The sequence below is a fragment of the Dehalococcoidia bacterium genome, assembly GCA_041649635.1.
In the GTDB taxonomy this organism is placed as follows: Bacteria; Chloroflexota; Dehalococcoidia; order E44-bin15; family E44-bin15; genus JAYEHL01.
Genome location: JBAZMV010000004.1, coordinates 52313 through 66657, shown reverse-complemented (window position 1 = coordinate 66657; position 14345 = coordinate 52313). Strand labels below are relative to the sequence as shown.

The 14345-nt window shown below is 55.4% G+C and carries 10 protein-coding genes and 2 riboswitches; of the genes, 7 read left to right on the top strand and 3 right to left on the bottom strand.

Features of this window, described 5'->3' with window-relative positions:
- Positions 1-35: 35 nt before the first annotated feature.
- Positions 36-1757 carry an NADH-quinone oxidoreductase subunit NuoF gene (nuoF, locus tag WC562_06895; GenBank protein MFA5055876.1) on the bottom strand — a complete coding sequence of 574 codons (1722 nt, stop codon included), beginning with the start codon at positions 1755-1757 and terminating at the stop codon, positions 36-38.
- A gap of 222 nt (positions 1758-1979) precedes the next feature.
- Positions 1980-2099, bottom strand: a riboswitch (molybdenum cofactor riboswitch).
- Between the two features lie 174 nt (positions 2100-2273).
- A riboswitch (molybdenum cofactor riboswitch) is annotated at positions 2274-2395 on the bottom strand.
- A gap of 130 nt (positions 2396-2525) precedes the next feature.
- On the opposite strand from nuoF, the gene WC562_06890 reads away from it, so the two are divergent.
- Positions 2526-2675, top strand: a complete 150-nt coding sequence (locus WC562_06890; protein ID MFA5055875.1) for a DUF3096 domain-containing protein — start codon at positions 2526-2528, stop codon at positions 2673-2675.
- Between the two features lie 51 nt (positions 2676-2726).
- Here WC562_06890 and WC562_06885 read toward each other — a convergent pair whose 3' ends face one another.
- Positions 2727-4046 carry a folylpolyglutamate synthase/dihydrofolate synthase family protein gene (locus tag WC562_06885; GenBank protein ID MFA5055874.1) on the bottom strand — a complete coding sequence of 440 codons (1320 nt, stop codon included), beginning with the start codon at positions 4044-4046 and terminating at the stop codon, positions 2727-2729.
- Between the two features lie 426 nt (positions 4047-4472).
- On the opposite strand from WC562_06885, the gene nuoE reads away from it, so the two are divergent.
- The 5 genes from nuoE (at position 4473) to WC562_06860 (ending at position 11628) form a co-directional block, all read left to right on the top strand.
- On the top strand, positions 4473-4946 hold the full coding sequence (gene nuoE, locus WC562_06880; protein MFA5055873.1) for an NADH-quinone oxidoreductase subunit NuoE: 474 nt from the start codon (positions 4473-4475) through the stop codon (positions 4944-4946).
- Entirely contained in the window at positions 4946-6700 is a 1755-nt protein-coding gene (locus tag WC562_06875) for an NADH-ubiquinone oxidoreductase-F iron-sulfur binding region domain-containing protein (GenBank protein ID MFA5055872.1), read from the top strand. The genes nuoE and WC562_06875 overlap by 1 nt, the downstream gene beginning before the upstream one ends.
- The gene (locus WC562_06870) at positions 6697-8826 is read left to right on the top strand and encodes an FAD-dependent oxidoreductase (protein MFA5055871.1); all 2130 of its coding nucleotides are present in this window, start codon (positions 6697-6699) and stop codon (positions 8824-8826) included. The genes WC562_06875 and WC562_06870 overlap by 4 nt, the downstream gene beginning before the upstream one ends.
- A gap of 174 nt (positions 8827-9000) precedes the next feature.
- Complete coding sequence (locus WC562_06865) at positions 9001-9726, top strand: hypothetical protein (GenBank protein MFA5055870.1); 726 nt, start codon at positions 9001-9003, stop codon at positions 9724-9726.
- Positions 9727-9984: 258 nt separating this feature from the next.
- Positions 9985-11628 carry an FAD-binding protein gene (locus WC562_06860; GenBank protein MFA5055869.1) on the top strand — a complete coding sequence of 548 codons (1644 nt, stop codon included), beginning with the start codon at positions 9985-9987 and terminating at the stop codon, positions 11626-11628.
- Between the two features lie 146 nt (positions 11629-11774).
- Here the strand turns inward: WC562_06860 and WC562_06855 are convergent, their stop codons facing one another.
- Positions 11775-13253 (bottom strand): NAD(P)/FAD-dependent oxidoreductase, encoded by a 1479-nt coding sequence (locus WC562_06855; protein MFA5055868.1) that lies wholly within the window; start codon positions 13251-13253, stop codon positions 11775-11777.
- A 420-nt stretch (positions 13254-13673) separates the two neighbouring features.
- Between WC562_06855 and WC562_06850 the strand changes: the two genes are divergently transcribed.
- Positions 13674-14345 carry a DUF6629 family protein gene (locus WC562_06850; protein ID MFA5055867.1) on the top strand — a complete coding sequence of 224 codons (672 nt, stop codon included), beginning with the start codon at positions 13674-13676 and terminating at the stop codon, positions 14343-14345.

Sequence of the window (14345 nt, the reverse complement as noted above, 5' to 3'; positions counted from 1 at the left end):
GCTATATGATAAATAAACTCAATTCGCGCTAATCTTTAAATCAGCGCTTCGAACTCGTCGCGGAATTTAGTAACCATCGCGCCAATCGGAACAGAGAATGCCTCGCCGGTAGGACAGAGGCTTAATCCTCCCCGCACCGTATTGGTTATCTTGATGATGTTATCGATATCCTTAGATGTCCCGTTGCCGGCAAGTATCTTCTTCAGTATTTTCACCAGCATGTACGAACCTTCCTTGCACGGCACGCACTTGCCGCACGACTCATGCGCATAGAACTTCGCCGTACGGAGGGCTAGCTCTGGAATAGAGAAATCATCGCTGATAACCATGATCCCGCCCGAGCCAAGGCCGGTGCCTTTCTTGGCGCAGGAATCAAAATCCATCTTCAAATCTTTTAGCTCTTCCGCCTTCATGATCGCGACCGACAGTCCGCCTACTATAGCGGCTTTCAGTGTTCCTTTGACGCCGCCGGCGGCTTTAATGAGTTCATTGAAAGAAACCCCCATGGGATACTCGTAAACGCCCGGTTTGTTCACGCACCCGCTGATGCCGAACAGCTTAAATCCGTAATTATTTTCGGATCCCAATTTCTTGAATTCCGCGGCCCCTTTATCCACGATAAACGGAACGCTTGCCAGCGTCTCAACATTGTTAACTATGGTGGGAGAATTATATACACCCGAGACTGCGGGGAAGGGAGGACGTATGCGGGGCTGTCCGCGCTTGCCTTCCAGGGATTCGATAAGCGCCGTCTCTTCACCGCAGACATACGAACCCGCGCCTCGATGCACGATTATATTTAAATCGGAAAGCTGGCCGTCTTTCTTGGCCTCCGCAATCGCCTTCTCCAGGATATCGGCAATCCATCCGAACTCACCGCGTATATAGATAAAGGCTGTTTTTGCGCCGATGGCCAGCGCCGAAATCGCCATACCCTCGATTAGCAGATGGGGATCGTATTCCATGATCTGTCTGTCTTTAAACGTCCCCGGCTCCCCTTCGTCGGCATTGCAGATAAGATATACGGGCTTGCCTGTATCTTTCGCCAGGAAGCTCCACTTCATTCCCGCCGGGAATCCGGCGCCGCCGCGCCCCCGCAAACCGGCGTCCTTAACCTCTTTAAGGATATCCTCCGGCTTCATCTTCTTTGCCTTGGCCAGGGTTTGATATGCGCCATTGGCTTTAGCCGTTTTTATCGAGGTGGCGTCTTTTACACCCCTGTTCTTCAGAAGAACGTTGCAAACCGTCCCGAAGTGCGAATCATCCTTCCGTTCCGGCATCACATCTTTGCGTAATGATTTGATAAGCTGGTCCACCTTTGTGGTAGTCATGTTCTCATAGTACACGTCGTTGACCTGAATCACGGGACAGGTACCGCATGATCCCAGACACTCAACCTCGCTAATAGTGAATAATCCGTCATCGGTAGTTTCACCGGCTTTAATTCCAAGGACTTTTTCGAGATGGGCTAAAATGTCTTTTGCACCTGCTAATACGCCCGGTATATTGGTATCAACCTGCAGGTGATATTTCCCGATTTTTTTATCGACGTTGAACATCGAATAGTAAGTCGCTACACCATAGACCTTGCCGACAGGGACATCAAACAGTGCCGCAACGTCATGAATGTCCTTCATGTTTAGCACATTGCCGTGATTCCGCTGAACCAGGCTCAACGCCGGCAAGAGCGCCGAATATTTGCTGGGATAGCTCTCCTTCAGCCTTTCGATTTCGTTTACTGCCTGCTTAGCTATCATGATATATCTACTCTCCTTAACAGTTCTGACTGCCGTTGGCACTAAATCAGGAAATACATCGTTGTCGTTGAATTATCGGATATCATCTTACTATCGCGATGACAGATAATGTCTATTCCAATGCATCGATCCTGAAAAAGTTCCTTTGAATCTCCTAAATCGAGGTAGTTGCAATTGGAATAAAAAAAGCACCTCATTTTAAAGAGGCGCTATATAACAACAAAAACAAAACTCAGCCTTCCTTTCCACAACGGGGGGTGCAAGCGTTTCCATCTGCACCGAATGGCTGTCTGCCATGCCGCTTAACGGTTTAGTACAGACAACTCGGATTGCTTTGTAATAAACTTTCATAATTTTAACATGAACTGAGGACTAGAGTCAATTTTGGAAGCTAAAATGGTTGAAGGCGGAAAGCAGGGCAAGCTTCCGCCTTCAACGGCAGGTTTATAAGGGTCCATATTCAATTTTGGCCAAATTAAAAAGCGCCTCATTGGGATGAGGCGCTCAAATACAAATAAAAGTATCGGCAGCTCTCCTTTCCGCAATGGGGGGTGCAGACGTTTCCATCTGCGCCGTATCGGTCGCCTGCCGTGCCTTTCTATCGGTTTAGGCCGGGCAACTCGGATAGCTTTTTAATAAACCGCCGTGATTTTAGCACGACGTAAATGGGGGTGTCAACTCTCGGATACGCGACTTGACAAAGATTTAAATGCCTGTAGAATGATTTAAACCATCTGCCGTAGATTAGTTTGAGAAAGGGGGCGTATCGTGGACGACATTAATATTTGGACCCTCGTAATCGGTATTCTCAGCATCCTGTTCGGCATACTGGTTATAGTGAAGCCGAAGATAATCGCCTGGGTGGTGGGCATCTACTTTATTGTCATAGGGGTTCTCTGGGTAATTAACGCGTTCTGATCGGAGATAGCAAGTAGCGGGTTACACTTCGTTAAACCCACCCCACACGATTTATAGGTTGTCGCGCTTGACGCCCTTGATATACTCGATGGCCTCGGCGACGACGAAGAGCGAGCCGGTCACGCATATCAGGTCGTGCGGCCACGCGTTTTGCAGCGCCTGACCGACGGCATCCGTCACGTTCGAGAAATAAGAAGCCTTGCGATCCAGCTTCTCTATCTCGTTGAGGATGGTGTTCACGGGCAGGGCGCGGGGATGCATCGATTTAGTGGCGATTATCTTGTTCGCCAGAGGCATAAGCTCCAGCAGCATGCCGTCGATGTCCTTATCGGATGAAGCCCCGATGACCAGTATCATATCGTCGTAGCGTATGTATTCCTCTATCGCCTCGCGCAGGCGCCGCGCCGAGTCCGCGTTGTGCGCTCCGTCGACGAGGACGATGGGCTCGTCCTTAATAATCTCCAGCCGCCCCGGCCAGCGCACGTTGGCCAGCCCCCTGAATATCGACTCGTAGTCAACGCCCATGACTTCCAGCGCGGTTACCGCCACGGCCGCGTTCTCAATCTGGTGGTTGCCCAGCAGCGAGATGCCATATCGAAGAGAGCCCTTGGGAGTCGTGACCTCGAACTCCTGGCCTCTGGTGTTGAAATCGAGCCTGCGCCATTTCACGTCGCCGCCCGTGTTTATGAGCCTGTTCCTGAGCCGCGCTGCCGTTTCCTTTATCACCGCCGCGGCGTTGGGGTTCTGCGGCGCGCTGATGACGATGGCGCCCGGCTTGATGATGCCGGCCTTCTCCCGCGCTATCTCGGCCACGGTGCGGCCCAGTATCTCGGTGTGGTCCATGCTTATCGGAGTGATGACGCAGACCTCGGGTCTGGCGACGTTGGTCGCATCGAGGCGTCCGCCGAGCCCGGTCTCCAGCACCAGGAAATCGACATTACGTTTCTTGAAATATACAAAGGCCGCGACGGTCAGCACCTCGAATGTGGTCAGTCTTCCAAAAGTCGACTGGTTGTTGACCTCGTCCGCGTGCGGCTTGATAGCTTCGATCGTCGATGCGAAATCGTCTTCGCTTATCATCTCTCCGTCGATACGGATACGCTCGCGGAAGGTGTGCAGGTGCGGCGAGGTGTAGAGCCCGGTGCGGCGGCCCGCGGCGGTCAGCGCGAAAGCGATCATTGCAGAGGTACTTCCCTTGCCCTTGGTGCCGGCGATATGCACCGTGCGCGGGCCCAGGTGCGGATCGCCCAGGCGGCGCAGAAGCTCCTCCACGCGCCGCAGGTCGAAGTTGGCGGCGGTGTAGGATGAGGCGGGGAGCTTCTCGTAGTCGGTAAAGCTGAGGATGTATTTCAGGGCCTCGCGGTAAGTCATGGGGGATATTATAGCATCGTTGTCAAGAAATAGATGCAGGGATCAACCCCCTGTCTGGTACAATCCCCCTTAGTCCCCCTTTCGTAAAGGGGGGTTTATTCACTGGGTAGGGGCGATCCTTGTGACCGCCCGCCGTGGGCGTATCGCGATACGCCCCTACATAAAACGCCGATAGGAAAAACAACCCTTTTACCACATTGGGGTTTGCCGTCGGCCCCTTGCTAATGTGACGATAAAAGTGTACAATTTGCCTATCCCGTTTCTATCGTAATAATCCCGTAACAATTCACTGATGTAATGGAATGAAATGTATAAGGATGAACTGAGCGTTCATGTAGCGGTTGCGGCAGTTCCGGACGATATAACATATAAGTTGGGGTAGACGCTTGCGTCTACTTTTTTGTTTTGTCCCTTTAAGAGGCCTTTATGAAAGTTAGCGCATCGGACATAAAGAAAGAGATAAGTAAATACCCCGATAAGAAGGGCATCCTTATACCGGTTCTGCAGGACATACAGGCCAAGTACGGCTACGTGCCGGGCGAAGCAGTATCGCTGATAGCGGAAGAGTTGTCGATTTACCCCATCGATATTTACGGAGTGCTTACCTTCTACGCGCAGTTTCATCTCACCCCGCGCGGCAAGCATATCATCACGGTGTGTCAGGGAACGGCCTGCCACGTGATGGGCGGAAAGGCCATACTCGACTACATCGCCGGTCTGCTGGACGTGACCGTGGGAGAGACGACGAAGGACGGCATGTTCACTCTGGAACGAGTGGCCTGCCTCGGCTGCTGCGGCATGGCCCCGGTGGTGATGATCGACAACGAATTTTACGGCGGCTGTACGATTCAGAGCGTGGAGAAACTTATCGATAAGTATCGGCAAGCGGTGACCAAATAATGAGCACAAAAATTCTCATATGCATGGGAACCAGCGGCATCTCGGCCGGCGCCCGCGAGGTGGCGGAGCTGTTCAGGAAAGAGCTGGAACGCCACAACCTGAGCGAGAAATGTAAGATAATCAAGACCGGTGACCGGGGCCTGTTTCGCGACGTGCTGGTCGATATCATCACCCCCGAACTGGGCAGGCTGACCTATGAATGCATCAAGCCCAAGGACGTGCCGTTTATAGTCGAGAACCACCTTCTTAACAGCGATCCTGTACATACGCTCCTTGCGGGCAGTGACTACGAACAGTTCTTCGCCAGGCAGATGCGTATCGTTCTGAAGAACTGCGGCGAGATCGACCCTGAGGATATAGACGACTACATAGCGCACGGCGGATACATGGCGCTCAAGAAGGCTGTCAATATGACGCCGGAGCAGGTGATAGAAGAGATCAAGAACTCGGGTCTTCGCGGCAGGGGCGGCGCCGGATTCCCCACGGGCAGAAAGTGGGACTTCGCCAGGAGCGCCAAGGGCAATGAGAAGTACCTGATATGCAACGCGGACGAGGGCGACCCGGGCGCATTCATGGACCGCAGCATACTCGAGGGCGACCCGCAGGCGGTCATCGAGGGAATGATCATAGCCGCTTACGCCATCGGCGCATCGCAGGGCTTTATCTACTGCCGCGAGGAATACCCGCTGGCGCTGGAACGGCTGGATATCTCCATCGCGCAGGCCAGGCAGAAAGGCTATCTGGGGAAGAACATTCTAAACACAAAACACTCGTTCGATATCACGGTCAAGCGCGGCGCCGGAGCCTTCGTCTGCGGCGAGGAGACGGCATTGATCGCCTCGATCGAGGGGCACAGAGGAATGCCGCGGCCAAGGCCGCCTTTCCCCGTTGAGAAAGGCTTGTGGGACAAGCCCACCGTGATAAATAACGTGGAGACGCTGGCCAACATAAGCCACATAATTAATAAAGGGGCGGAGTGGTTCAGCTCAATAGGAACGCAGTACAGCAAGGGTACCAAGGTTTTCGCCCTGGCCGGCAAGGTGAAAAACACCGGGCTTGTCGAGGTGCCCATGGGCACGCCGATACACGATCTAATTTACGGTGCGGGCGGCGGCATGCTCAAGAAAAAGGTGCCGCTCAAGGCGGTGCAGATAGGCGGCCCTTCGGGAGGATGCATACCGGCATCGCTCCTCGATACGCCCATCGATTACGTGACGATAACTCAGACCGGCGCCATCATGGGCTCGGGCGGCTTCGTCGTCATGGACGAGAAGACCTGCATGGTTGACATCGCGCGCTATTTCCTCTCGTTCACCGTGGCCGAGTCCTGCGGAAAATGCGTCCCCTGCCGCGTGGGGCTAAAGCGATTACTGGAGGTGCTGGAGGAAATCACGGAGGGCCGCGGCAAGGAGGAACACATCACCTTCCTCAGGGAGATGGGAACCAGCATCAAAGAGTCGGCGCTCTGCGGCCTGGGCAACAGCGCCCCGAACCCCGCCTTGACCACAATACGGTATTTCATGGACGAATACCTTGAGCATATCCGCGACCACAGGTGCCCGGCGCATGTGTGCACGGCGCTGACGAAATTCAAGGTAATTGAAGAGGCCTGTACCAAGTGCGGCCAGTGCTCCAGGGTCTGTCCCGCGGGAGCGATCCGGTGGCAGAAGAAGGAGTTCGCCCGTATCGATAACGATAAATGTATCAAATGCAAGGCATGCATCGATGCCTGCGATTTCAAGGCTATAGAATGATCAAATTATTCATAGACGGAACCGAAGTAAAGGTGGCCGAGGGCAAGACCATACTTGAGGCCGCATTCAAGGCCGGCATCTACATTCCCAACCTGTGCTACCACCCCGAGCTGCCCCCCCTCGGCGCCTGCCGCCTGTGCCTGGTAGAGATAGAGCACATCCCGGGATACCACCCCGCATGCACCACCAAGGCCCAGGAGGGCATGATAGTCCAGACAAACACGCCTAAACTGCGACACCTGAGGAAGGATATCATCTGGCTGATATTGAGCGAATACCGGGGGGAACTGGAGGAGGGCTCGCCGCTAAAAAAGGTCGTTGATTACGTGGGCGTGAGCGACCTGTTCCCCGTATTCAAGCCGCAGCCGGGCCGGTTCAAGATAACGCTCGACGAGCCGCTGTTCATACGCGATCCCAACCTGTGTATCCTGTGCGAGCGCTGCATCCGCATGTGCCAGGAGGTGCGCGGCGTGGGGGCCATCGGGCTCATCAACCGCGGCATCGACACCTACGTGGGCACATCATACGGACAGAGGCTGGAGGACGCCGCGTGCAGGTTCTGCGAGGCCTGCGTGGAGGTCTGCCCATCGGGAGCGCTCAAAGACAAGAAACATTTCAGCGCAGACGACCGCGAGAAGGTTTTGCTTCCTTGCAGCAACACCTGCCCCGCAGGTATAGACATCCCGCGCTACGTCAGACTCATCGCCGAGGGCCGGTTCCAGGATGCGCTTGAGGTCATCCGCGAAACGGTGCCCTTCCCCCACACTCTGGGCTGCGTCTGCCACCACCCCTGCGAGGAGGTCTGCCGCAGATGCGAGCTGAACAATCCGATAGCAATCAGGGCGTTGAAACGTTTTGCCGCCGAGCAGGACAGCGGGCGCTGGCGCTCCAAGGTCAAGATAGCGCCCGATACCGGAAAGAAAGTTGCGATAGTCGGATCAGGCCCCGCCGGCCTGACCGCGGCCTGGTTCCTGCGCACCCTGGGTCATGAAGTAACCGTATTCGAGAGGCTGCCCGCAGCCGGAGGCATGATGCGCACCGGAATACCGGAATACCGCCTGCCGCGAAACATCCTCGACGGTGAGATAAAGGCTATCGAGGACATCGGTGTGAACATTCAGCTTAATACCAAGGTCAGATCGATAGACAGCCTTTTCGATAAAGGATTCCACGCCGTTTTTCTGGCCATGGGCGCCCCCAACGGCACAAAGATGGGCATCGCCGGCGAGGAAGACCCGCGCGTTCTCGACGGCATATCCGTGCTGAAGGCGATAAATCTGAAGGACAAGGTCGACCTGGGCGAGGAGATCGCCGTTGTCGGCGGCGGCAACGTCGCAATCGATGTCGCCAGGTGCGCGCTGAGGATCGGCGTGAAGAAGGTCACCATGCTCTACCGCCGCACGCGCAGCGAGATGCCGGCCAATGACGAGGAGATCGCGGAAGCCGTGAGCGAGGGCATAAAGATCAGCTACCTGGTGGCGCCGCAGAAGGTGCTGTCCGGCGGCGATAAGCTCTCCGTGGAGTGCATCCGCATGAAGCTGGGCGAGCCCGACGCCAGCGGCCGTGCGCGGCCGATACCCATCGAAGGAAGCGAGTTCGTCATTGAGGTTGACAGGTTGATAGCAGCCATCGGCCAGGCGTCCGACGTGCCAATGGGCTTCTCTATAGCAATGAAGAAGGGCTGCATCGTCGCGGACGAAAAAACGCTGGTCTCGTCGCGGAAGGACGTTTTCGCCGGCGGCGATATCGTTAGCGGGCCGGCCTCCGTCATCGAGGCCATTCAAGCGGGCAGGATAGCCGCCGCCTCAATCGATAAATACCTGGGCGGCAAGGGCAAGATCGACCAGAAGCTGGCCCCTTCCGACAACAACTTCTCCTGCCTGGGACGCGAAGAAGGTTTCGCCTACAAGAAGCGCGTGGAGAGGCCGGTGACGCCGGCAAAAGAACGCCTGCGCGGATTCATTCAAGAGGAAGGCAGCCTCACCCTCGATCAGGCCGTAACCGAGGCCGGACGCTGCATGCAGTGCCAGCTGCGACTGAAGATAGTCCACGCGCCGCTGCCGGGCCAGATGCCGGAACGGGATACGGAGCTGCCGCCAACGCCGGGCACCACCGTACCGCTGTAAGCGCCGCCACACAATCCAGCTTCCGCAGTAGCATCGTATTTGATGGGATGAAAACCGTTGTGCGAATCTACGGATATTGACTTTGCTCAATCGATATTTCAGCGAGAATGAAAAACGGATTGACACGCGCCCGATATTCATATAGAGTAGAAAAACTTTAGCTAGAGGTCGCCCATGGTAAAAATCATTTATATCCTGTGGACACCCAAAGGCCAGCCCAGGCAAATAACAAGAGAGCTTCTGCTGGAAAAGATTCAGCCCAGGCTCTACGATGCCGGCGTGAAAAAGCTCACCATGTACATCGCCGACGAGTTCTCCAACGTGCGCTCCTCCGCGCCGAAACTCTATAAGGGGCCTGAGATAAGCGCCGAGCTGTCCCTGTGGGTCGATGATATCGCGCGGCATCAGGATATCGAGATGATACTTCAGTCGGGCTTTTTCACGTATGCGGCATATGAGGTGGAAGAATCTATCTATACGGAGTACGGCGGAAACAAGCACTTCCGCAAACGCGACTGGCCCGACGGGCAGAGGTCGCCGGTTCTCATGGCCATAACGCTGATGGAGCGTCCCAAAAAGCTGCCGCGCGAAGAGTGGATAAAACGCTGGCACGGCACGCAGTCGCCCGTATCGGAGGCCATGCAGCCGCGCGCCCGCTACATCCGCAATGTCGTCCTGAAAGCACTGACTCCCGACGCGCCGCCGTTCGAGGGCATAGTTGAAGAGGCATGGCCATCCGTTAAGCACTACACCAACCCGTTACTGTTCTACGGCGCCGGAAAATCGAACGTCTTCAAGCTGGCCGCGAACATGTACCGCATGCTGCGCAGCGTTTCGTCCTTCCTTGAAATTTCCAAGATACGTTCCTCGACAATGAGCGAATACATATTGAAAAGCTAAAAGAACCCCGGCTTAGCTATCGAATCGAAGTCTAGAAGCAAAATCGAGTCCGATAAATGATTACGCACCTACATTCCAGAAGAGCGGTTCCTCAGCAGCGATTCAATTTCATTATCACCTATATGAGTAATTTTATGTTATCTTTATATAGTGCTTGCCAATTTGTCAGATAATGGCTAGAATACCTTGCGTAATGTTGAGGCTGGCCTCGCTTTTTTCGGCCGAGTGCACGGGGCTTGCCCTTCCAAAGGAGGATAAATGGCTTCAAAGAAAGGTAATGAGCGATGGGATGCTGAAGTAGACGTTATTGTAGTCGGCTTTGGCGGAGCGGGCGCCTGCGCCGCGCTGGAGGCCGCACAGCAGGGATCCTCGGTGCTGGTGCTGGACCGCTTTCACGGAGGCGGAGCCACCGCCGCCAGCGGCGCCATCATATACGCCGGGGGCGGCACGCCTTACCAGAAGGCGGCGGGCTTCGAGGATACAGTTGATGAGATGTATAAGTACCTGAAGCAGGAGGTCGGCGAGGGCGTCATGTCGGACGAGACGCTGCGGCGTCTCTGCGAGAACTCCGCGGCTGACCTTCAGTGGCTCGCCGATGCCGGCGTCCCCTTTGAAGGATCGATGTGCCCGTTTAAAACCTCCTATCCCACCGATAAGTATTACCTGTACTTCTCCGGGAGCGAGAACAACGGCGCCTACAAGGCCAAAGCAAAGCCCGCGCCGCGCGGCCACCGCGCCAAAGGGCCGGGAATATCCGGCCTGACGCTGTTCCATAGCATGGAGAAAGCAGTGCGCAAGAGCGATAAGGTTCAGGTGCGCTGCCAGACCCAGATTTTGAAGCTCATCCAGGCGGAGGACGGACGTGTCATCGGAGTAGAAGGCCGCTCCATACCGTCAAGCTCTATCATATTGAGAAGATTTCATGGCGGCATCACCTGGATCAACGCCAAGCTCAACACTTATATGCCGCCGCTGGCGAGCCTGCTTAATGGTCTGGCCAACGGCATTATGAAGTTGCGCGCACGCCCCTACCGAGCTCTTGCGCGCAAGGGCGTGATCCTGTCTGCAGGTGGTTTCATTTTCAATAAAAACAGGGTTCATGAGTGCAACGATATCTTCTGCCAATGCCTGCCTTTAGGCACCTACGCCGACGACGGCTCCGGTATCGCGCTCGGAGAGAGCGTGGGTGGGATAACATCGCACATGGACAGGATGTCGGCATGGCGATTCTACGTGCCCCCGGAGGCGCTGATGCAGGGGGTGCTGGTCAACAAGCAGGGGGAGCGCATCTGCAGCGAGGACCTCTATGGCGGCAAGCAGGGCGATTACATAGTGACCAAAGGCTGCGGCAAGGCATACCTAATCATCGACAGTAAAACCTTCAAGGAAGCCAAGAGCCATTTCGGCGATCAGTGCGCCTTCTTCCAGAAGCTGACCATGATGCCCATGCTGCTCATGAGCCGCAAGAAGGCTCATTCATTTGAGAAACTGGCAAAGAAGCTTGGCGTATCCGCGGAAGGACTTGCGGCCACGATGAAACAGTATAACGAGACCGCGAAGAAGGGCGATCCGGATCCGCTGGGTAAGCTGCAGAAGCGTTTCGTGCCGCAGGACACGCCTCCGTTCTACGCGCTGGACTGCTCCCTTTCCGGTTTCTCGGCCACGCTCACCAAGGGCGGCATTCCAACTGCAGCAATTACGCTGGGAGGACTCGTTGTCAACGAGCAGACGGGACAGGTCAAGAAAGCGGACGGTTCATCTATAGAAGGATTGTACGCCGCCGGGCGCAACGCGGTAGGGCTCTGCTCAAACTACTACTTCGCCAGCGGCTCATCCATAGCGGACTGCGTGTTCGCGGGACGCCGCGCCGGCAACCATGCGGCAAAACAGCAGGCTAAATAAAATCGACTTATCGTATAACTAAATGGCAAAGGGGCGAACCAATGGTTCGCCCCTTCTCTTTTGATCGTCATTCCGGCGAAGGCCGGAACCCATGGAGGGCGAGACGACCTCGCCCCTACACGCTACTCACTATTCACTAGGGTTCCCTACCCCCTCCCCGCCTGCCTGTCCTCCAGGTGCTGTCGGTAAATAAGCGGCGCCACCCTTAATGCCGAATCGACGGCCTGCTGCGAGCCCATGAAGGCTGTGCTACCCGCGTCGAAGCCAACGTAGAACAACCCCGGTATCGGCGATTTAGCCGAAGGCTTGTACTTGCCGCACTGGCCTATCGTCACGCACAGGCCGCACGCCTCCCCTCCCTGCGCCGGCAGAACCTGGTCGCGGCTCATGGCTGATACCTGCGCCGGGCCCGAATAAGGGCCCTTCGATTCGATGAACGGCACGATCTCCGGGAACATCTCGGCCATCTGCTGATCGTTCTTTTTCCACAGAGCGGCTATGGTTTTATCCGACGGGTCGGGAGAGCACGGCGTGCCGAATACAACGACCTGCTTGCCCTCCGGCCCCATAGCCGGGTCATAATTAGTAGGCACGATCACGGTAACTACCAGGTCGGCGGGCATCTTGCCGCTCCTCACCGCGTCCTGGCGCTCCATGTCCCACCAGGCATCTTCCGACCATACCTGGTACAGTCCGTATTTGAGCACGGGCTTGCTCAGAACATAATGGCAGCCGGTGAACCCGTTGCTGGGCAGGAGGTTCTTTATATAATCGATGTAGCTTTTGTCGTAATAACGCTCCCCGACCAGCTTGAGCACCGTCGGCTGCAAACCGGCGCCGCTCACGATGATCGGCGCCCTGTATACGGCATCTTTTGCGACGACTCCGACCGCGCGCCCGTCCTCTATCAGTATCTTCTCGACGCGTGTCTTATTCTTTATATGACCGCCGCAATCTTTCAATACCCCGGCGATATTCTGAGACATGCGTCCGTAGCCGCCGATGGGATATGCGAGCGGCTGAGCCATAAGCCGCTGAAAGGCCTTTATAACCTCCGACATCGGCACCAGGTCGATCAACCCGACGTTAAATGCGTGCGTAAGGAAGGCAAAATACCCGTACAACGCTCGCGGCATGTCGGGATACTGCTCCAGATATTCGCGGACGGTTGTATCATCCAGATCGTTTATCTGGTTGGAAGGCATTAACGCGATCTCGGCCAGCAGCTTCAAGGCGAACTCGCGCTGTTTATCGTTCAGACCCCACTGGTCGAACATTGCGTTGGGATCCGGCAGAACGTACGGGTCCATCTTCGTTACCGTGTGCTGCCACTTCCCTCCGGAACGCCTGTACAGCATCTCGATATCCTTCACGGAAACCCTGAACTTGGACTCTATGCCCAGCGCTTTGAAGGCCTCCAGCCAGGAACCGCCTTGCACCGGCAGCCCTCCGGTGGGCCACAGCTCGGCATGGTACCCTTTTGCCGAGACAGACATCTGCTTGCCGCCAACGTCCCGGTTCTTATCGAGAACCAGCACGCTCAAGCCTTTCTTTGCCAGTAACGCGGCGCAGGTGATACCGCCGGGCCCGGCTCCGATAACGATGACATCATATTTGGACGGCATAGCTACCTCCTTAACGAAGAATAACGACGTTTTCCTCAACCGAACAGCATGTCGCACTATGGAATCAGTGAGAAGTAAGTAAGGATAACAGAGAATGGTATGAGATTGCAATGATGGGATGCTTGATTCGCAGATTCAACCCCCTGCCATACGTTGGTTACCGGGTAGGGGCGAACCTATGTGTTCGCCCGCAGTGGGTAGACACGCAGGTCTGCCCCTACATCCGTCATTCCGGTGAAAACCGGAATCCATATTCCGTAGGGGCTTGATTAATCAAGCCCTTACACGATGACCGAGGTGGGGGATTTATGGGGGTTGGAGATTCAGCATCGTGCCGAACAAACTGGATTGCTTGACTCTATTAGCATATCTTGCTAACATGTTTAAACTGACAAAAGGTCAAGGAAAGGTAAAAGAGCGATGTGTTTTTCCGCACCGGCCAGCCTTGCAGCCAGCGGCGCGCTTGCCATCGGAGGCATAGCTACTCTTAGATTGCAAAAGAGAAAAGCCGATATACCGCTCTCCCTGTTCCCAATAATCTTCGCTGCACACCAGCTCACCGAGGGAATCCTTTGGCTGAGCCTCACAGGCGTCATCTCGGACACGTATAGAGCCGGAGCCATTTACGCCTATGCCTTTATCGCCTTCGTCCTATGGCCCATATTCGTGCCTTTCTCGATGTACATGATAGAGACCGGTCGCATGCGGCGTAAGATCATCCTTCTCTGCCAGCTAGCGGGGCTGTACATCGGGATCGCTTGTCTCGTCGGCATGATCAGACATCCTGTGGAAGCGACAATGATGAGCAGCAGTATCACTTACCACGTCACCGCTCCACCCATGGCGCTGGCCCCCTACCTCATAGCCGTATCTATACCTTTCCTCGTCGCCAGCAACAAGCGTCTGGCCATACTGGGATTCGCACTCCTTGTAGCCTGCGGAACGGCGGCTTACATGTCCTGCTGCAACACCTTCCCCTCGCTGTGGTGCTTCTACGCCGCGATACTGAGCCTGATAGTCTACCTTTACTTCAGATACGAGGCCAAGGCGGCTAAGAAGAACAAGGAACAGCAGCTGCAGCACAGCACATGA